Annotated in this window: 21 protein-coding genes and 1 tRNA gene; 18 read left to right on the top strand and 4 right to left on the bottom strand. The window is 39.4% G+C overall.

The features are described from left to right. Positions 1-104: 104 nt before the first annotated feature. Entirely contained in the window at positions 105-362 is a 258-nt protein-coding gene (locus CVS92_RS09220) for a SelT/SelW/SelH family (seleno)protein (protein WP_257639849.1), read from the bottom strand. 84 nt (positions 363-446) lie between these two features. Here CVS92_RS09220 and CVS92_RS01340 point away from each other — a divergent pair, with 84 nt between their 5' ends. From CVS92_RS01340 to CVS92_RS01330, 3 genes are all read left to right on the top strand, one after another. Continuing rightward, complete coding sequence (locus CVS92_RS01340) at positions 447-998, top strand: DJ-1 family glyoxalase III (RefSeq protein WP_107788248.1); 552 nt, start codon at positions 447-449, stop codon at positions 996-998. Between the two features lie 223 nt (positions 999-1,221). Beyond that, positions 1,222-1,467: an RNA recognition motif domain-containing protein gene (locus tag CVS92_RS01335; protein ID WP_054196268.1), complete on the top strand. Its 246-nt coding sequence runs from the start codon at positions 1,222-1,224 to the stop codon at positions 1,465-1,467. Then, positions 1,445-2,335, top strand: coding sequence for a glutamate--tRNA ligase family protein (locus tag CVS92_RS01330; RefSeq protein ID WP_107788247.1), 891 nt, complete (start codon positions 1,445-1,447; stop codon positions 2,333-2,335). Before CVS92_RS01335 ends, CVS92_RS01330 begins: the two co-directional genes overlap by 23 nt. Positions 2,336-2,403: 68 nt before the next feature. On the opposite strand, the gene sppA is transcribed toward CVS92_RS01330, so the two are convergent. Beyond that, the gene (sppA, locus tag CVS92_RS01325) at positions 2,404-3,267 is read right to left on the bottom strand and encodes a signal peptide peptidase SppA (RefSeq protein WP_107788246.1); all 864 of its coding nucleotides are present in this window, start codon (positions 3,265-3,267) and stop codon (positions 2,404-2,406) included. Then, positions 3,255-4,472, bottom strand: a complete 1,218-nt coding sequence (locus tag CVS92_RS01320; protein ID WP_107788245.1) for a metal-dependent hydrolase — start codon at positions 4,470-4,472, stop codon at positions 3,255-3,257. The genes sppA and CVS92_RS01320 overlap by 13 nt, the downstream gene beginning before the upstream one ends. An 85-nt stretch (positions 4,473-4,557) precedes the next feature. On the opposite strand from CVS92_RS01320, the gene aroQ reads away from it, so the two are divergent. The 15 genes from aroQ to CVS92_RS01240 all read left to right on the top strand — a co-directional run bounded on the left by aroQ (position 4,558) and on the right by CVS92_RS01240 (position 18,411). Continuing rightward, complete coding sequence (gene aroQ, locus CVS92_RS01315; RefSeq protein ID WP_004317604.1) at positions 4,558-5,037, top strand: type II 3-dehydroquinate dehydratase; 480 nt, start codon at positions 4,558-4,560, stop codon at positions 5,035-5,037. Further along, a complete protein-coding gene (locus tag CVS92_RS01310; protein WP_107788244.1) occupies positions 5,034-6,059 on the top strand; it encodes a M24 family metallopeptidase in 1,026 nt (341 codons plus the stop codon). The genes aroQ and CVS92_RS01310 overlap by 4 nt, the downstream gene beginning before the upstream one ends. Further along, positions 6,056-6,532 (top strand): 2-amino-4-hydroxy-6-hydroxymethyldihydropteridine diphosphokinase, encoded by a 477-nt coding sequence (folK, locus tag CVS92_RS01305; RefSeq protein WP_107788243.1) that lies wholly within the window; start codon positions 6,056-6,058, stop codon positions 6,530-6,532. The genes CVS92_RS01310 and folK overlap by 4 nt, the downstream gene beginning before the upstream one ends. Positions 6,533-6,542: 10 nt before the next feature. Next, a complete protein-coding gene (gene flhF, locus CVS92_RS01300) occupies positions 6,543-7,910 on the top strand; it encodes a flagellar biosynthesis protein FlhF (RefSeq protein WP_107788242.1) in 1,368 nt (455 codons plus the stop codon). Further along, positions 7,903-8,769, top strand: coding sequence for a P-loop NTPase (locus CVS92_RS01295; protein ID WP_107698105.1), 867 nt, complete (start codon positions 7,903-7,905; stop codon positions 8,767-8,769). The genes flhF and CVS92_RS01295 overlap by 8 nt, the downstream gene beginning before the upstream one ends. Before the next feature lie 13 nt (positions 8,770-8,782). Beyond that, complete coding sequence (locus CVS92_RS01290; protein ID WP_021090750.1) at positions 8,783-9,127, top strand: hypothetical protein; 345 nt, start codon at positions 8,783-8,785, stop codon at positions 9,125-9,127. Next, positions 9,099-9,803 carry an RNA polymerase sigma factor FliA gene (locus CVS92_RS01285; RefSeq protein ID WP_021090868.1) on the top strand — a complete coding sequence of 235 codons (705 nt, stop codon included), beginning with the start codon at positions 9,099-9,101 and terminating at the stop codon, positions 9,801-9,803. The genes CVS92_RS01290 and CVS92_RS01285 overlap by 29 nt, the downstream gene beginning before the upstream one ends. Then, complete coding sequence (gene fliM / locus CVS92_RS01280) at positions 9,803-10,906, top strand: flagellar motor switch protein FliM (RefSeq protein WP_054196277.1); 1,104 nt, start codon at positions 9,803-9,805, stop codon at positions 10,904-10,906. The genes CVS92_RS01285 and fliM overlap by 1 nt, the downstream gene beginning before the upstream one ends. Beyond that, complete coding sequence (gene fliY / locus CVS92_RS01275; RefSeq protein WP_072594737.1) at positions 10,896-11,744, top strand: flagellar motor switch protein FliY; 849 nt, start codon at positions 10,896-10,898, stop codon at positions 11,742-11,744. Before fliM ends, fliY begins: the two co-directional genes overlap by 11 nt. After that, positions 11,744-12,337, top strand: a complete 594-nt coding sequence (locus CVS92_RS01270; protein ID WP_107788241.1) for a TIGR00730 family Rossman fold protein — start codon at positions 11,744-11,746, stop codon at positions 12,335-12,337. Before fliY ends, CVS92_RS01270 begins: the two co-directional genes overlap by 1 nt. Before the next feature lie 48 nt (positions 12,338-12,385). Continuing rightward, on the top strand, positions 12,386-13,408 hold the full coding sequence (gene mnmA / locus CVS92_RS01265) for a tRNA 2-thiouridine(34) synthase MnmA (protein ID WP_107788240.1): 1,023 nt from the start codon (positions 12,386-12,388) through the stop codon (positions 13,406-13,408). A gap of 112 nt (positions 13,409-13,520) precedes the next feature. Beyond that, positions 13,521-13,595: transfer RNA gene (locus CVS92_RS01260), tRNA-Asn, on the top strand. A 333-nt stretch (positions 13,596-13,928) separates the two neighbouring features. Further along, positions 13,929-14,195, top strand: coding sequence for a helix-turn-helix transcriptional regulator (locus tag CVS92_RS01255; RefSeq protein ID WP_084040956.1), 267 nt, complete (start codon positions 13,929-13,931; stop codon positions 14,193-14,195). 34 nt (positions 14,196-14,229) lie between these two features. Further along, positions 14,230-15,909 (top strand): hypothetical protein, encoded by a 1,680-nt coding sequence (locus CVS92_RS01250; protein WP_107788239.1) that lies wholly within the window; start codon positions 14,230-14,232, stop codon positions 15,907-15,909. A 258-nt stretch (positions 15,910-16,167) separates the two neighbouring features. After that, positions 16,168-18,411 (top strand): molybdopterin oxidoreductase family protein, encoded by a 2,244-nt coding sequence (locus CVS92_RS01240; RefSeq protein ID WP_234398676.1) that lies wholly within the window; start codon positions 16,168-16,170, stop codon positions 18,409-18,411. A 197-nt stretch (positions 18,412-18,608) separates the two neighbouring features. Here the strand turns inward: CVS92_RS01240 and fdh3B are convergent, their stop codons facing one another. After that, positions 18,609-19,250, bottom strand: coding sequence for a formate dehydrogenase FDH3 subunit beta (gene fdh3B, locus CVS92_RS01235; protein ID WP_084040953.1), 642 nt, complete (start codon positions 19,248-19,250; stop codon positions 18,609-18,611).

Genomic DNA, 19,250 nt, shown 5'->3' with positions numbered 1-19,250 from the left:
AGATAGGCTAACGCTTTAACTATAAAATTTTTATATTAGGATAGTAGAATCGCAAGTCAAAATTAGATAAAAAACGAGACGGTTTCCCGTCTCGGTAGCTAGCATTAAGCCGACTTTTCTTTAAGATGTTTGTTTATAAGAGTTGTGATCTCTTCACCGTGAGGAAATCTCGCTTCTTCATTTCCGATACGATCTTTCTTAGAAAATATAACATCTCCATCAACCTCGACGATGAAATTTCCACCATCACCTATAACCTTTTCGACTCTTGCATCACTAAAGTTCGCTTTTATTTCATCTTCTACACGAGAAGCTACCGGACGATAGTTTCAAGAGTTGCAGTAAATAATTTTTACTTGCATGCTCTGTCCTTTCTTGTGAAATAAGCCAATATTATATAAAATTTTACTTAACAAATAAAACATATTATTGTAAAGGATAAATTTATGAAAAAAGTTGCTGTGATTTTAGCTGATGGATTTGAGGAGATAGAAGCACTAACTTCTGTTGATGTTTTACGTAGAGCTGGAGCGATAGCTTCTATTGTTGGGCTAAATGACGTAAATATCAAAGGATGCCACAATATATGCGTAAAAGCTGATGTGACACTTCGCGAGATGAAGGAGCTAGACTACGATGCGATCGTCCTTCCTGGGGGACTTCCAGGAGCTAGCAATCTAGCAAACGATACAAGGCTCAAAGCAATTTTGCAAAATTTTGATAAAAGCAATAAGCTTATTTGTGCTATTTGTGCTGCTCCTATGGTGCTTGAGAGTGCTGGTGTACTCAAAGACCGTTTTGTTTGCTACCCAGGATTTGAAGAAAATGTAAGAAGCGACAAAAGAGGCTACGTGAGCGATAATAATGTTTTAAAAGATCAAAACATTATTACAGCAAAAGGGCCTGCATTTTCAATGGAATTTGCGCTTTTTATAGTTAAAAATTTACTTGGCGATGAAGCGTATCTTAAAGTAAAGAATGATTTACTTTATAAATAGCTTATAAAGATAAAATAATTTTTTATTTAATTATTCTTTTTAAACTTAAGATTAGATTTTATTTAGTGATAGTTATAGAAGCTCTATATATACGAGTTTGTATCTTTTAAGAATATTTTTCAAAAAAATATAATAAATTTTTGATTTTTTACATCTTTTTGACGAAAATTAGCTATTATCACACTAACCGAATAAATCGGTAATTTTTTTAAGGAACACTCCTGTGAATATTTATGTAGGAAATTTGTCGTATAGAACGACAGAGGCAGAATTAAAGGAAGCTTTTGCACAATTTGGTGAAGTAAAGCGAGCAAAAATAGTAAAAGATAGAGAAACTGACCGCTCAAAAGGCTTTGGCTTTGTTGAAATGGATGATGCAAATGAGGGACAAAGAGCCATAGATGCATTAAATGAAAAAGAGCTAGGCGGACGTACTTTAAGAGTAAATGAGGCTAGACCAAGAGATTAATGACTATTTGCCACCAAATGGTGGCATAGTCTCTCGTATCGCTCCTACACCAAGCGGATTTTTACATGCTGGTAACGCTTATAACTTCATCCTAACTTATCTTTTGACATGTTCAGTAAGCGGCATTTTGCACTTACGTATTGATGACTATGACCTTAGTAGATACCGGCGCGAATTTGTTCAAAATATCTTTGATGTTTTAGAATTTTTAGGGCTTGAATGCGATAAAGGGCCTACTTGCACGAGTGATTTTGAGCAAAATTTTAGCTTCAAAGTAAGAGCCAAAAGATATGAAGATGTGCTTGAAAAACTAGATGAAATTTATATCTGCGAATGTTCTAGAGCTACAAAGAATGCCTATAAAAACGGCATTTACACTAAAATTTGTAAAAATAAAAATCTAAAATTTATAAAAGATAAAACCGCCATTAGGTTAAGCATTGATGAAGACGATGAGCTTGGTAAGGCTGTATCAGCGCAAATGGGTGATTTTGTAATTTATAAAAAAGATTTTACTCCGGCTTACAACCTTGCAAGCGTGATAGATGACGAGGATATGGGCGTAAATTTGGTTGTTAGAGGGGAAGATCTGCTACCTTGCACACTAGCTCAAAGATACATCGCAAAAATGCTAAAATTTAACTTCTCAGGGGCTACTTTTATTCATCATAAGCTGCTTTTAAAAGATGGCAAAAAACTATCCAAAAGTTCAAAATCACCGCCAATCGATCTAGGATCTAATCCGCAAATTTATTACAAAATATTAGCAAATGATCTTGGGCTGGATATCAAATCAACAGATAAAATCTCAAATCTTCTTTACGAGTTTAAGCTAAAAAATATTGCAAAATTTTGGCATTTGACTTGACTAAAAGAATTTATTTAAAACTCTCTTAGTCTATTGTTTGATGCTTAAATTTATAAATTTTTGAAAAATTATCTAAGCTTTGTCTCAAAAAATGCACTAAAAAGCGAGTTTATGCCTTGCTTTGTAAATTTCTCCATTATCTTTTCGATCTGCGGTTTTTCTTGCCAAACTGGCTCATCTACGAGGCTCATTTTAGCTAGCTCGTTTTGAGCGTCTATGTAGCTACCAAGGCTGTCAATTAGCCCCATCTTTAGGGCGTTGTGTGCCAAAAAGACCCTTGCGTTTGCCCACTCATCTTTTTTCTTGATATCTAAATTTCTAGCCGTCGCCACGTCGCTTACAAAGAGCATGTAAGCATCATTTACGAGCCCTTGCAAGCTCTCACGCTCCTGCTTGCTCCAGCTTCTCATAAAGGTGCCAGCCTCTTTAAACTCGCCAGCCTTCACCACCTGCTCGCTCACGCCTAAATTTTTGGCTAAATTTTCGATGTTTGCTCCTTGCATGATGACGCCAATGGAGCCGATGAAAGCACCTGGGTTTGCTATGATAGTATCAGCATTTACGCCAGCGTAGTAGCTACCGCTTGCCATGTTGCCAGCTGCGTATGCGAGTACTTTTTTACTCTCTTTTAGTCGCTTGACTGACATGGCTAGCTCCACGCTCGGGCTTAGCGCACCGCCTGGGCTGTCGATGTAGAGTAGCACGCCTTTGATGTTGCTGTCTCTTCTTGCTTTTTCGAGCGTATCTAAAATTTCGCTTGTATCCATTATCGTGCCAGTGATGTCTATGCGGGCTAAATTTGGCTCTTTCATCTTGCCATCTGGCGCAAATATGAAAAATAAGATCAGTAAAAATATGAGCGCCTTAAAGTAGCTGTTGATAAATTTAAAAATTCCCAAAATTCCTCTAAAAATAAGCCTTAAAATTTGCAAATTTTGCCTCCGATATATAGTTTTTTGGCTTCATTTGTGTGAAGTATGAGCTGCAAAATTAGCTCGCTGTCATCGCACTCTAGGTCGCTATAGACGGCAAGATCAGCCGCACGAGCCGCCTTTATCTCGCCGTTATTTGTCCTAAGTGCCTTTGCTCCTCCGTGCGTTGCAGCGACAAAAAGCCTAGTGGCAAGCTCGTTTAGATCAAGGCTAGCATGGGTAAATAGGGCAGCTCTTAGTTCATGCCAAAAATTTAGGCTAATATTTGAGCTAAGGCCGTCTGTGCCGATATTTAAGCTGACATCATTTTTAAAAATTTCTTTTAAATTTAGCGCCTTTTTGCCAAGCAGTCTATTTGAAACGGCGCAGTGTGTCACGCTGTGATGGGGCTTAAATTTAGCAAAATTGCTCATATAAACACAGTGCGTAAATAGCGTATTTATCTCATGAAACATCTCAAAATAGCCCTTCGCGTCATACATCGGCTTTGGATCTGGGTTAAATCTTAAAAGATGTTTTTTAAACCCTCCGGTGCCACGCTCCAACCACTGCTTTTCAGCCTTGCTCTCTAAAAAGTGCGTGCTTACAAGTAGCTCATCTTTTTTAGCCATTTCAAGGGCGGCTTTGGCGAGCTTGGGGTGTACAGAGTAGGGCGAGTGCAGCGATATGGCTGGGGTAAAATTTTTACTTTTATAGCTCTTTGTTTTTTCAAATTTAGCTAAGAAATTTTGTAAATTTTGGTGAGTCATCTGCTCGCTTGAGCCTAAAATTTCACTAAAAAGCACGACTTTTAGCGGACTAGCGGCTAAAATTTCAAGCTCAGAGCCAAAGCTAGATATCTCTCCAATGGCACAAACTCCGCTTTTTAGCAGCGAATTTATAGCTTCATTCATTGCTTTTTTAGCGTCCATTTTAGCTAGCTCGCCACCTTTATCGACGATAGAGCCAAGCCACTTTATAAAGTCGCCATATTTTAGAGTGCTAACGTTTGAGCTAAACTCCAAATGAACGTGCGTATTTATAAAAGCTGGGGCGATCACGCTATCACCAAAGTCGCAAATTTTGGCCTCTTTAAATTTCTTTTGCGCCTCTTTTTCGCTTGTAATTTCTAAAATTTTATCATCATCGATGACTAGACAAGAATTTCTTAAAATTTTTGGATTTTCTCCGCCAGTGATTATTTTTTTTGCTTTTAAAATTTCCACATTTGAGCCTTAAATTTTTGTTATTGTAGCGAAAATTTAGGAACGAAAATGTATAATTTGGGCTATTTAATCAAAAAGGAGTGACATGGATAAGAAGCTAAAAATAATGGTTATCCAAGGCCCAAATATTAACATGCTTGGCGCTAGAGAGCCAGGAATTTACGGCGTTATGAAGATGGAGGATATCCACTCTCAAATGAAGATCGTTGCCGATCAAAATGACGTTGAGATCGAGTTTTTTCAAAGCAACCTTGAGGGCGAGCTAGTCGATAAGATCCAAGAGTGCTTGGGCGATGCTGACGGCATCATCATAAACCCAGCCGCTTACACTCACACTTCTATCGCTATCCGTGACGCGCTAAGTGCGGTTGCGCTACCAGTTATCGAGGTGCATATCAGCAACGTTTATAGAAGAGAAGAGTTCCGCCACAAAAGCCTCATTGCACCAGTTGCAGCAGGCCAGATCGTGGGCTTTGGACCAGTTGGCTATCATTTGGCGATGATAGGTATGCTTCAAATTTTTGAGCAAATCAAAGCAGTAAGAGCAAATCAAAAAGCACAATGAATTTCATCTTAAAGGACGAAAATGCCGTATTTTACGAGTGCGGCTACAGCTGCGACAATGAGTTTTTGCTATGCCTTGACGGCGTGAAATACTTTTTTACGGACGCGAGGTATTATTTCGAGGCAAAAAGCTGCGTAAATGCAGGCGTGATCGTTCTTTTAGCGCAGAGAAATTTAATAAACGAGGTTAGGGCATTTTTAAGAAAAACGAAGCCAAGCAGCCTCGTTTTTAATCCTGATGAGTTAAGTTTAAGCGAGTATAACGCGCTTAGCAAGGGTTTTAAGATAAATTTCAAGCCAAAGCCAAATTTTTCTAGGCTAAAGAGAATTTGCAAGAGTGAAGATGAGATAAAAATTTTAAAAAAAGCTAGCGAATTTGGGGCGAAATGCTTTGATGAATTTGCTAAATTTGTGCGTGAAAATGGCGAAGGGATGAGCGAAAAAGAGCTTCATTTTAATGCCTCACTCATCTTTAGGCAAAAAAATGAGCTAGGTCTTAGCTTTGATCCGATCGTAGCGATAAACGAAAATGCTGCAAAGGCGCATGCGCTGCCTGGGGATAAAATTTTAAAAAAGGGCGATTTGCTATTACTTGACGCTGGGGTGAAATTTAAGCGTTACTGCTCTGATCGCACCAGAACTGCTTACTTTGATGAAAATTTTAACTTCTCAAAGGAGCAAAAATTTAAAAACGCAAAGATGCAAGAAATTTACGAGATCGTAAAAGAGGCTCAGGCTGCTGCAATAAAGGTCGCAAGAGCTGGCGTTAGGGCGTGCGAGATAGACCTTGCAGCAAGAAACGTGATAGCAAAGGCTGGATATGAAAAGGCCTTTTTTCATTCGACAGGACACGGCGTGGGTATCGATATACACGAGCTTCCAGTCATCTCAGCAAGGAGCGAAACGCTCATAAAAGAGGGTATGGTCTTTAGCGTGGAGCCTGGAATTTATCTAGAAAATGAATTTGGCGTGCGCATCGAGGACGTGGTGGTCGCAAGAGAAGGTAGGTGCGAAATTTTATGAGGCTAGCTGGAGCAAGAAAGATCGTAAAAAGCCGTTTTTGCCCTAGTTTTTTTCATAAAAGAGATGAGTTTAAGTATGAGGCGTTAGTTGGTATGGGTGGCAACATCGGTGATAGCGCAAAGAGGTTTGATAAATTTATAAGAGTGATTACAAGTGATAGCAGGTTTCATGTAGTTGAAGTCTCGCCGATCCTTATAAATGCGGCGTTTGGCTACGAAGCGCAGGCTGATTTTAGTAACGCTGTTATAAATTTACAAACATCTATGAGCCCTAGAGAAACTCTAAAAATTTTGGGGCACTATGAGAGTAAATTTAAGCGCGTGAGGACGTTTAAAAATGCGCCACGCACGCTTGATCTGGATATTTTGTATTTTAGTAAAAAAGTCTATAAGACGCCACGCCTTATCGTCCCACACCCAGGAGCCGATAAGAGGCTTAGCGTGATCGTGCCACTAGGGCTTATGAGAGGTTAAAAGGATATAAATGGCTACAAAATTTCATACTTTTACAGGTGAGAGCACCATTGAGGCTTTGAAAAAGGCTCAAGAAACGTGCGGCGAAAAGGCCATACTAGTTACTACAAAACAGATTCAAGCCAAAACGATAAATAAAAAACCGCTTTATGAAATTTTAGTAAGCGTCGAAGAGGACGACGTAAAGCAGCCCACAAAACCAAATATAAAAGCCATAAACTACGAGAATGCCTACTCTAAATTTAATAAAAACTATGAACCTGCTAAGCCAAAATTTGAGATAAAAGAAGAGCCAGCTAAATTTGAGGCAAAGACAGCGTCGCCCGAGCCTTACGATCCAAATGAGAGCGTGCTTTTAAATATCTCAGCTGCTGCAAAAGAGATAAGCACGATCGCAAATGTAAATATCGATGATGTCAAAGATAAAGAGTCAAGCATACCAAGCGGCATGAATAAAAAAATAGACGATGTGGCAAAGCAAGTAAGCGTGCTAAGCGAAAAAATAGGGCTAATAACTGACATGATCTGGGACGAGAAAGCACCAAATCGCAATAATCTCTCGATCCCGCCAGAGTTTGCTAGCATCTATAAACTCGCAAAACAAAGCGGCATGAAAGAGGAGCATTTAGAGGCTATCATGCAAACGACGCTTGAAAATTTACCAGTTTCGATGAAGAGCAATCCAACTGCTGTAAAGAGATATTTCTACTCACTTTTACGCAATATGCTACCTTGCAGAAAAGAGCCAAGCGATAAAAAACAACGTATAATGATGCTAGTTGGTCCAACTGGAGTTGGTAAGACTACGACTCTTGCAAAGCTAGCTGCTCGTTTTGCTTACGGCAATGAAAAACGCTATAAAACAGGTATCATCACGCTTGATACGTACCGTATCGGAGCGGTTGAGCAGTTATTTCAGTATGCAAAGATGATGAAGCTACCTATACTCGATGTTATAGAGATAGATGACTTTCAAAATGCTATAAAGCAGCTTAATTATTGTGATGTGATACTTATTGATACGACTGGAAATTCTCAGTATGACAAAGAAAAGCTTGAAAGGCTTGATAAATTTTTAAAGCATAGCGGCGCAAAGATAGATGTAAATTTGGTCCTTTCGGCTGGCTCAAAGGTTGAAGATCTAATAGAAATTTATAATGGATTTTCATTTTTGGATATTGACACGCTAATAATCACAAAATTTGATGAGACAAAAATTTTTGGCAACGTCTTTTCGTTGATATATGAGACAAATACGCCGGTTAGCTACTTTAGCGTGGGTCAAGAGGTACCTGATGATCTTGTGGAGGCAAAGAGCGAATTTTTAGTAGAGTGCGTGTTTGACGGATTTACAAAGCAAAAGGCTAGCGATGAATAATCAAGCGCAAAAATTACAAAATTTAGTCCAGTCTCAAAGCAAGAGTAAAAATACACATTTTATTGCGATAACTAGCGGCAAAGGCGGTGTTGGTAAGAGTACGATAAGTGCAAATTTAGCAAATGTTTTATCAAAAAATGGCTACAAAGTAGGGCTATTTGACGCTGATATCGGCCTTGCAAACCTTGATGTAATCTTAAATGTAAAAATGGGTAAAAATTTACTTCACGTGCTAAAAGGCGAGTGCAGCCTAAAAGATATCTTGATACCTATAAATAAAAATTTGATCCTCATCCCTGGCGAAAGCGGCGATGAAATTTTGAAATTTAACAATCAATTTTTATTTGAGAGGTTTTTAGATGAGGCGAGCGAGCTTGATGAGCTTGATTTTTTGATCATCGATACTGGAGCTGGCATAGGTGGTAGCACGCAGCTATTTTTAGAGGCAGCTGATGAGGTCGTGGTGGTGACCGTGCCTGATCCTGCGGCGATAACTGATGCATACGCTGTCATAAAGATCGTCTCAAGGTTTAAAAATAGCGAGCTTTTGCTTTTAAATATGGTAAAAAATGAAGCAGAAGCGACTAGAATTTATGAAAATATCAAACGTGTTGCTAATGCAAATATCGGGCCTAGCTTAAATTTAGAGCTTATAGGATTTGTGGCTTCTGATAAGAATGTTTCAAGAAGTATAAAACAACGAACGCTTTTTACAGACGACGCTGCTTATGCTGAGCCTAGTGCCCAGATAAAACAGATAGCTTCGAATTTACTTTATAGGTTGGAACGAAAAGTGCTTGACGATGAGCAAAGCAGGAGCTTTGGGGGCTTCTTTAAGCGTTTGATAGAACAATTTTGATGGAGATTGAGCTTTGCGTGCAGAAAATTTTATAGCATTTTTTACGGTTTGTGGTTTTTTTGTAGGTATAGTTTTTACCTTGCTAAAGGTGAGTGAGCCTATCGAAATGCTTGTTTATACACTAGTTATTACTTTGTTTTTTTATCTTATAATTCACATTGTTATAATGAACTACATCGATGTGAAAAGGGCTTTAACTAAAATTTTTGACAAACAAAAACACGAAGAGATCGCAGACTATCTCATCTCTGAGCTAAATACTAGAGAAAAGCGTATGGAAAATATAATGGTAAAAATGACTGCTGAAAATTTTGATTCTGGTAAACGAAATGCACGAGTTAAAGCAAAAGCAGCTTAACGCTTATAAAAACACGATAAAAAAGGAACAAGACGAAATCGTCTTAAAATATATGCCAGCACTGCGTGCAATGGCGTTTAGGCTTAAAGAGAGGTTGCCATCAAGCATAGATACAAACGACCTAATAAGCATTGGTGTTGAAGAGATGATAAAGCTTAGCAGGAAGTATGACAAGGAGCAAAATGACTCTTTTTGGGGTTATGGCAAAAAGAGAATTTATGGCTCTATGCTTGATTATCTAAGGACGCTTGATGTTGTCAGTAGAAGCGATAGAAAACTCGTAAAGAGCATAAATAGTGAGATAGATAACTATTTTAATGAATTTGAAGAAGAGCCAAGTGATGAGTATTTGGCCGAAAAGCTTAATGAAGATATTGAGAAGATAAGAGAGGCAAGAGGCGTTAGCGGTATCATTACTATTTTGCCAATAGACGAGCAAATGGAGCTAATTGGTCAAAATGATGTCGAGAAAAGCATTGAGAGAGAGGATCTCATTTTAAAAATAGAAGAAGCTTTAAAAGATTTTGACGAAAGAGATCAGATGTTGGTTCAGCTTTATTATTATGAAGAGCTAAATTTAAAAGAGATAAGCCAGATCATGAATATCAGCGAGAGTAGAATTTCACAAATTCATAAACGTTTGCTTGATCGTATTAGGCGTAGCTTGGGGGTTTAATGGCTGATATTTTAAGTCAAGAAGAGATAGACGCGCTACTTGAAGTTGTCGATGAAGACGGCGATACGAGTAATATCGAGGTCGAAGAGAGATCGCAAGGCGAACAAAAACAGATTATTATTTATGATTTTAAGCGTCCAAACCGCGTTAGTAAAGAGCAACTCCGTGCGATAAAAGGCATTCATGATAAGCTTGCTAGAAATTTAGCTAGTCAAATTTCTAGTGTTATGAGAAGTATCGTCGAGATCAGACTTCACAGTGTTGATCAAATGACTTATGGCGAATTTTTGATGAGTTTGCCAAGCCCAACTAGTTTCAATGTATTTTCTATAAAGCCGCTTGATGGAAACTGTGTTTTGGAGATAAATCCAAGCATTGCTTTTCCGATGATAGATCGTTTGCTTGGCGGAACTGGTGAAAATTTTGAAGCAAATAGAGAGCTAACCGACATCGAAGTAAATTTGCTTGATGCGGTGCTTAGAATGATCATGCAGCGTCTAAAAGAGAGCTGGTCGATGATAACTGATATGTATCCAAATGTGGAAGCTAAAGAGAGCAGTCCAAATGTCGTACAGATCGTCTCTCAAAACGAGATCGTCATCATGGTCGTTATGGAGATCATAGTTGGTGGCTCAAGCGGTATGATAAATTTATGCTATCCAGTCATCTACCTTGAACCGATACTCTCACGCCTTGCAAACAGGGACATTATGCTTGGCGAAACAAGTGCAAAAAAAAGTAGAAACAAAGAGCTAAAAACACTTATCGGACGAGCAGAAATTTTATATGAAGCCATACTTGGCAAATCGATCATCAGCGTAAATGAGTTTTTAAATTTAAAAGAAGGCGATATTTTAAGGCTTGATAGAGGAGCTGATGATAAGGCGATCGTTTGTATCGATAAAAAAGAAGTTTTCTTAGCTGAAGTTGGGCTTCATAGATTTAGAAAATCTATAAGGATTGAGCAATTAATACGCTCTGATAAAGACGAGATCAAAAATATCTTAGAAAAATACGAAGAAGAGCGAAAAGCAAAGCTGATGGCGTATGAAGCTAATGAGCGCAAAATGGAAGAAGAAGAGGACGACGAAGATGATGAATGATTTTTTTAATATATTTTCTAATGAATTAAAAGCTACTATCGAAGGACTTACGGGCAGAGCTCCAGAGGTTGGTGAAAGAAATGAATTTGATGCACCAACGCAAAATGGCATAAAGCCGCCGGTAGTGATGGCCAATATCTCTTTAAGCGGCGACATCAATGCTAAAACAGAGATAGTATGCACTCCAGTTTTAATAAGTGCCATTAGCGAATGGATGATGGGCGAAGAGGAAATTTCAAAGAATGAAAATTTAGGCAGTGATGAGCTTGACGCTGCAAAAGAGATATTTTCAAACCTTTTTAGTGCTTTTAGTACATCTTTGGGCGCTCAAAAGGGCATGCCAAAGATAAATTTTGAAGTAATAAATGTAAATTTTTTAGATGAAAATTCTTCGCTTGATTTTAGTGTTTATGAAAAGCTATTTTTATTTAATGTCAAAATCGAAGATCTAAGTGAGCATATCGGTTTTGCTTGCGATCATTCGCTGATGAAATTTTTTGAGCCAACAAAGACCGAAGCACCAGCTGCACCAGCAAGCACTCCTCACGTAGCTAAGGGCGATTTTAGCGCTGAAGAGATGAGAAATATCGGGCTTATAATGGATGTTAGGCTACCTATTCGTGTTCGTATCGGCTCAAAAAGAATGCTTTTAAAAGATGTGCTTACCATGGATATTGGCTCAGTTATCGAGCTAAATCAATTAGCAAACGATCCGCTTGAAATTTTGATCGGCGATAAGGTAATAGCCCTTGGCGAAGTTGTCATAATCGATGGAAACTTTGGCATCCAGATCACTCAGATAGGCTCAAAACGCGAGAGGCTCCAACAGTTAAAATAATGAATAATGAATTAGTTAGTGATCTTTTAAATTTTCCAAACGTCTTAAAATATAAAAATAAAAATGTTACCTTCTTTGGCTCGGCTAGATTTGATGAAGAAAATTTCTACTGCAAAAAGGCTTATGAACTAGCTTATAAGCTAAACGAGCTAGGATATGCCATCTTAACTGGTGGCGGGGACGGCATAATGAGAGCTGCGAACAAGGGTGCGTTTGATAGTGCAAAATCGCCAAGCATAGCCCTAAATGTGAGGCTTCCGTTTGAACAAAATACAAACCCTTACGTTACGGCAAAATATCTCTTTTCAAATTTAAGCCCAAGAAAATTTGCACTTACCGATCGTTCAGTCGCATTTGTCGTCTTTCCGGGTGGCTTTGGCACTCTTGATGAACTTTTTGAAATTTTAGTACTTGCTCAAGTTGGTAGTAAAAAAGTAAAAATTTTTCTTTTTGGGAGCGAGTTTTGGCAAGGGCTTGATGAGTTTATAAAAAATACGCTAGTTAGCCAAAAAACAATAAAAAAAGAAGATATAAATTTATACAAAATCACCGATGATTTAGAGCTTATTGTGAATGAAATTTTGGCTATTTAAAAATAAGATATAAAATATCCCCTTTTAAATTTCAAAGAGGTAAAAAATATGAAAATAATGGTCGCAATGAGCGGTGGTGTAGATAGCACTATGACGGCTAAATTTCTGCAAGAAGCTGGTCATGAAGTGCAAGGTTGCTATATGATGCTACATCAAAAGCCAGGATATCACGAAGAAAATATCAGAAAAGTAAAAAAAGTAGGCAAGTATCTTGGCATAAAGGTGCATATTTTGGATCTTCAAGATAAATTTAACGAGTTTGTCTATGATCCTTTTGTGAAGCTCTATAAAGAGGGCAAGACGCCAAATCCTTGTGCTTTGTGCAATAAATTTATAAAGCTTGGTGCACTGCTTGATTTTGCAAAGGCAAATGGCTGTGAGAAGCTTGCTACTGGGCATTATGTGCAAGTTATTGATGGATTTATCACATGTGCAAAAGATCCTAGCAAGGATCAAAGCTACTTTTTAGCCCAAGTGCCAAAAGAGATATTAAAAGATGTTATTTTCCCGCTTGGGGATAAATTTAAAAAAGATATAAAAGAGCTTGCAAGAAGTGTAAAAGTGCTTGAAGAATTTGCTACGCAGGCAGAAAGTAGTGAAATTTGCTTTGTGGAAGATACTTATATCGAGGTTTTAAATAAGCATTACAATACAAATTTGCCAGGAAACGTAGTTGATAAAGACGGCAAAATAATCGGCCGTCACCAAGGTTATATGCACTATACTATCGGTAAACGCCGTGGTTTTGAGGTTTTTGGCGCCCATGAGCCACACTTTGTTATAAAGATAAATGCCGATAAAAATGAGATCGTTGTAGGAACAAAAGATGACTTGGCTCAAAAAGTAGTTGAGCTTGAAAACGTAAATTTGTTTATAGATAAAGATAAATTTGAGTGTGAAACCAAGATAAGATATAGAAGCCCTAAACTTGATGCTTTTGTTGAGGTTGATAAAGAGAATAAAACAGCGAAACTAACGCTAAATCAAAATGCACTTGGTGTGGCACAAGGCCAGCTTTGTGTTATGTATGATGGTGATAAGGTTATTGCAAGTGGATTTATAAAAGGCTAGTTTTAGCCTTTTATAAAAATTTATTGGGCTCTGTGCGATTTTTTCTAAATTAAGCTAAAATTTATTGACAAAACATATCTTTTCGTTTATAATACGAGCTCTTTTCAAGTGTTCCGGATTAGCTCAGCGGTAGAGTAGGTGACTGTTAATCACTTGGTCGCTGGTTCGAACCCAGCATCCGGAGCCATTCTTCTTCAAAAATCATTTTAAAATCCCGATTTTAACGATATTTCAAAAACTTTAAGTTTTCTTAGTTTTATAAAATTTGTTCCCTATTTGTTCCCGAAATTTTTTAATATTCCAATTTCTCGCCATGTTTTCTAAGTCAATCTAAGATGCTTTATTTTTGTTTTTAAAAACAAGAAAACATTTTTTATCCTAAATTACTCTAAAATACCCTAAGGAATCATAGGGTATTAAAAATTTTTCAAAAACTATCCAAAAACTACTCAAAATAGCAAGAGTAAATGAAAAGTACATATAATTAGTTATATAAGAATAAGCATAAGGAGAAAATGGGATGCTTAACGAACTATATAACGATGTAGAGTACAAAACGCTTCTTGAGCACATATCTAGCCAATATAAAGGAAAGGTAGTTCTAGACAGAAAGCAAACCGCAGGGGTTCTTGGCATCGGCGTATCTACTCTTGATCTTCGTATATCGCAGGGCAGAGATATTCCGCGTTATATAAAGATGGGAGATGCAAAGAATTCTCGCATAGCGTTTGCGATAACGGACATTGCGACTTATATTTTTCAAAAAAGGGTTAAAACATGCTCTTAATTTCTATAGTAGATAATAAAGAAAAGGACTAAAAATGAGTGATGCTCTTCAAATAGGCGGACACAGCCTAGTTCTTTGTGTAAGAAGCGAATTCTTGACGCTCAAAAAGGCTATTATAAGGTATGAGCACAATGTTAGAGAGGTTAAGCACGCCTCTAAGATCAGATATCTTAGAGGCAACAGCCGTAATAATAGATACATAGTGCTTAGCGAATATAACGATAACGGCAATATGCGAGAGATGCCTAATAGCGATAGGGAATTTAGCGATAGAAAGTATATAAAAGCACTCTTGAAAAAATACCACGAAAAAATGAAGGCCGACTACGAAGCCCAAACTAAAATCTATAAAAACGGCAAGGTGGTAAAGAATCGTTGGCGAGAAAATATGGTCGGGTTTTCCGAAATAGTCATAAGTTTCGGCACCGATCGGAATAAAGAATCCAAAGAAGGGCTAAATAAAACCGAAGTAAATTTTATCAACGCTCAGGTCTCGCTCGACAGAGTTAGAAGATTTGCAAACGATTATTGCGCTAAATACGGCGTTAAATGCCTGCTAATCGCTGAGCACAACGATGAGAAAACTAAGCATTATCAGCTTATTTTTACGAATTACCAATTTGAAAACCATAAAAATCTTAGGTTTAACGGCAAGGGCGAAACGCTAAAATTCGGCAGAGGTATGCAAGAAATGGGAGGGGCGGCGTTTAAGGGCATAGCATTGCGCGGCGAGCTAGGCTCTAAGATGAGGCATAAAAATATAAAACAAATGCACAAAACCGAAAAAGAGTATAGTAATGAGCAAAAGTTTAAAAATAAAATTAGACAATCCATAGTCGATGAAGCAAGAAAGTATATAAAAAAGAAAGAGTCTATGTTCGGCAAAGACTATTTGAGATTGGAAATCGAGGACGATAAGACTTTTATAACGAGTCTTACGAATTTAGTATTAGATCAAATGCAAAATAATATAAGTATAGTTACCGACGTAGAACTAAAACAAAGGGTTTACGAGCTAACGAATCAACTAATAAACAAGGGTGAGATAATTGCAAAAAATAACGAGCTGGATCAATCCAATGAAAATCTAATCCAAGAAAATAAAAATCTAAAAGAGATTAACGCGAACCTAAACAATCAAGACAATATTATAAAAGATAGGAATTTGCAAATAAGCAACCTCTCGGCCGAGCTAATCCAAAAAGAAGATGAAAACAATAAATTAAAAAGCCGATTAGAAAATATTGAAGCTGATATAGCGCAAATAGATAAACTAAAACAAAAGGCCTACCAAAGCGATGCCCTACAAAGCAAGCTCGAAGAAGCTAATACAGATCTAGAAAGCAAAGAAAAAACAAATCAGTCTTTGAAACAAAGAAACGAAGAGCTGGAGGCGTCGTTAAGTAACGAGAATGCCTTAAAGGAAGACAATGAAAGCAAGCTACTACAAATCATTAAACTACAAACTTCTATAAATGGCAAAGTTCAAAGAATATCTGAGCTAGAAGAAGAAGTAAAAGTTAAAGACGAAAGGATAGAAAATTTACAGGATAAGTTAACTATATTAGAAAGCTTTAAAACGAAGGTTATTAATTTTATCTCAAAAATAAGCAATTTAATACCGAATTTTAGTAAGCTACTGGATGATGAGCCTACAGAGATAAAAAATGAGATAAAAGGCAAAGCATACAGTAGGGATGGGATGGAGATATAAACAAGTTATCGGCAGCGAGAAATCTTTAATAGATTGTTATAGAGTGGTACCGGTAGGACAAATTTTATCAAAATGACTAATATGTGATTTTTCTTTCAAAATACGATTTTAAAGGCAAATTTAGCCAAAAAAGTAATATTCTAAATTTGCATATTACTTAAATAATCCTTAAAAAAATATACTAATCTTAAAACTAAATTTATATTTGCAGTTGTATAATAATCTCATAATTTTCAGTAATACTAGAAAGGAGCAAAAATGGAAGAGATCGTAAAGACCACCTGTCCATATTGCGGTACGGGCTGCGGCATCGATCTTATCGTGCGAAACGGTAGAATCGTAGACGCCAAACCCAGCAAAGACCACCACGTAAACGACGGCGAGCTTTGCTTAAAAGGAATGTTCGGATGGGAGTTCGTAAACTCTCCTAAACGCTTAAGCCGACCGATGATGAGAAAGCTAAATGGCGTCTACGACAAACGCGGCGAGCTTGAAGAAGTGAGTTTTGAGGAGGTTTATGATTTCCTCGCAGATAAATTTAAATCCACTGTCGCAAAATACGGCCCAAGCTCGATCATGGGCTTTAGCTCTGCTCGTTCAAATAACGAAGACAACTACGTTTTCCAGAAATTTTTCCGCGCTCAGGGCAGCAACAACGTCGATCACTGCGCCCGCCTTTGACACGCTCCTACAGTGGCAGGTCTTGCCAGCACGCTAGGAAACGGTACGATGACGAACGACTTGGTCGAATTTGCGACCGACACGGACGTATTTTTACTCATCGGTACCAACACGAGCGAGTGCCACCCGATCATCGCTATGCAGATGCAGCGCGGACTTCAGCGCGGCGCAAAGATGATCGTCGTAGATCCAAAACGCACCGATATGGCCAAAAAAGCCGATATCTATCTGCAAATCCCGATCGGAGCGAATATCAAAACGCTAAACACGATGATGCACGTCATAATCGCCGAAAATTTGCAAGATAGCGAATTTATAGAAAAATACTCCGAGGGATTTGAGTATCTAAAAGAAGCGGTTAAGGACTTTACGCCTGAGCGTTTCGAGCGCGAAACCGGTATAAAAAAAGAGCTCATCATAGAAGCAGCTAGGATGTATGCTAAAGCAGGCGCGGCGGCGATTTGCTACACGATGGGTATCACGCAGTTTAGCGACGGCACGTCAAACGTCTTTTCGCTATCAAATTTAGCCGTTTTAACCGGAAATTTAGGCAAAAAGGGTGCGGGCGTAAATCCTCTGCGCGGTCAAAACAACGTCCAAGGCGCATGCGACATGGGCGCGCTGCCTAACGTCATCCCGGCCGGCGCGGTAAATAGCCCTTATGCACAGGAGCAAGCGCGCAAAGTATGGCACTTTGAGCTAAATCCGGTTCCGGGCTTTAAGCTAACGCAAGCGCCGGATAAAATGGATAGCGGCGAGCTAAAAGTCCTCTACGTCTACGGCGAAAACCCCGTAATGAGCGACCCTTGGACCGAGCACTTCGCCCACGCCGTGCATCATCTAGACTGCTTTATAGTGCAGGATTTGTTTTTTACAGAAAGCGCGCACAAGGCCGACGTCGTATTACCTGCCGCTGGCTGGGGCGAAAAGGACGGAACGTTTATCAACACCTCTCGCCGCGTCCAACGCACGCGAAAGGCTAGCGAGCCCGTTAGCGGCGTGGAGCCTGACTGGAAAGTCGTTTGCAACATCGCAAACCGCATGGGACTAGAGGGATTTGATTTTGCGAGCCCTGAGCAAATTTGGAACGAGCTAAGGGAGCTCATGCCTAAATTTTTCGGCGGCATAAGCTATTATAGACTAGGCAAACTAGGCGGTATCAGCTGGCCGTGCCCAGACGAGGAACACCCTGGCACGCCGGTACTTTACTCCGATCACAAGTCCATGCTGCCTGGCGGCAAATTCCGCTTCGCGCCGGTACTTTACGTAGACGATAAAGAGTGGCGCGCAAAGGCTGAGGCCGAATTTAGAGCCAAGATGAATATCCCGGACGGCTATCCGGTCGGTAGCGGCGCGCTTAGCGAGGTACCTGATGAGGTATATCCGTGCCTATTTACGACCGGACGCAAGGTCTATCACTACCACACCGGTACGATGACTAGAGAGTGTCCGGCTCTTGAATACGGTGCTGGCATCGAGGGCGCGCTCATCGAGGTAAGCCCCGATATCGCTCGCGAGAGGGAGCTAGAGGAGGGCTGCTACGCGCTCGTACAAAACAAACGCGGCCAGATCGCGGCCAAACTACGCGTAAATCCGGATTTAAAAGAAGGCACGATATTTACGACCTTCCACTACAGCGAGGCCGACGGTAACGAGCTAGCAAACGCAGGCGATCCCGATCCGCTCTCAGGCATCACGCCGCTAAAGATGACGATAGCAAACATCAGGCGTCTAAGCGAAGAGGAATTTATCAAATTTAGAGAGCAAAACGAGATGTCGATGCACTCGGCAAATCCGTATTTATCGCCTGTTAGAGCGTAAATTTAGGGCGGGAGACCGCCCTTTTATACTTAAATTTATCTATTTTATTTTAAATTTACCCGCATTCAAATTTGACGAACTACCCATGTAAAATTTAATGAAATCAAAGAAGCGTGAGTCAAATTTGACGCAGACAAACCGCGTCAAATTTGATGAGATTACTCGCTCCCGCAATCTCGGCAAGAGCGAGCTAAATTTTAAGATTTTATTTTAAGCCTATCGCCAGCATAGTAGGCGAGCTTCCAGGTCAGAGTTTGTTTTAGGTCTTTAAAGCCGTAGCCGCGAGCCTTGACTCTATCACCGTAGATTTTTTCTATCATTGCCGATTCTCCTACTAGCAGCGCCTTTGTCGAGCACATCGCCGCACAAACCGGCACTTTGCCTTCTGAAATTCTATCCTGGCCGTACTCTTCGCGCTCGGCTTCGCTATTCGTCGGTAGCGGACCGCCTGCGCACATCGTGCACTTATCCATCGAACCTTTGGCGCCAAAAACTCCCTCGCGCGGGAACTGAGGCGCACCGAACGGACACGCGTATAGACAGTATCCGCAGCCGATGCAGATATCTTTGTCGTGTAGTACGATACCATCGCTCCTGATATAAAAGCAATCAACCGGGCAAACCAGCGAGCACGGCGCGTCCTCGCAGTGCATGCAGGCTATCGAGGTTGAAATTTCCTTACCTGGTACGCCTTCGTTTAGCGTGATGACGCGGCGGCGGCGGATGCCAAGAGGCAGCTCGTGAGCCTCGTCGCAAGCTACCGCACAGCCGTTACAGTCGATACATCTATCGTCGTCGCAGTAAAATTTAAGTCTATTGTTATCGTTAAATTCGCTCAT

The sequence above is a fragment of the Campylobacter concisus genome (assembly GCF_003048555.1).
Lineage (GTDB): Bacteria > Campylobacterota > Campylobacteria > Campylobacterales > Campylobacteraceae > Campylobacter_A > Campylobacter_A concisus_AO.
This window is presented reverse-complemented; position numbering and strand designations above follow the sequence as displayed.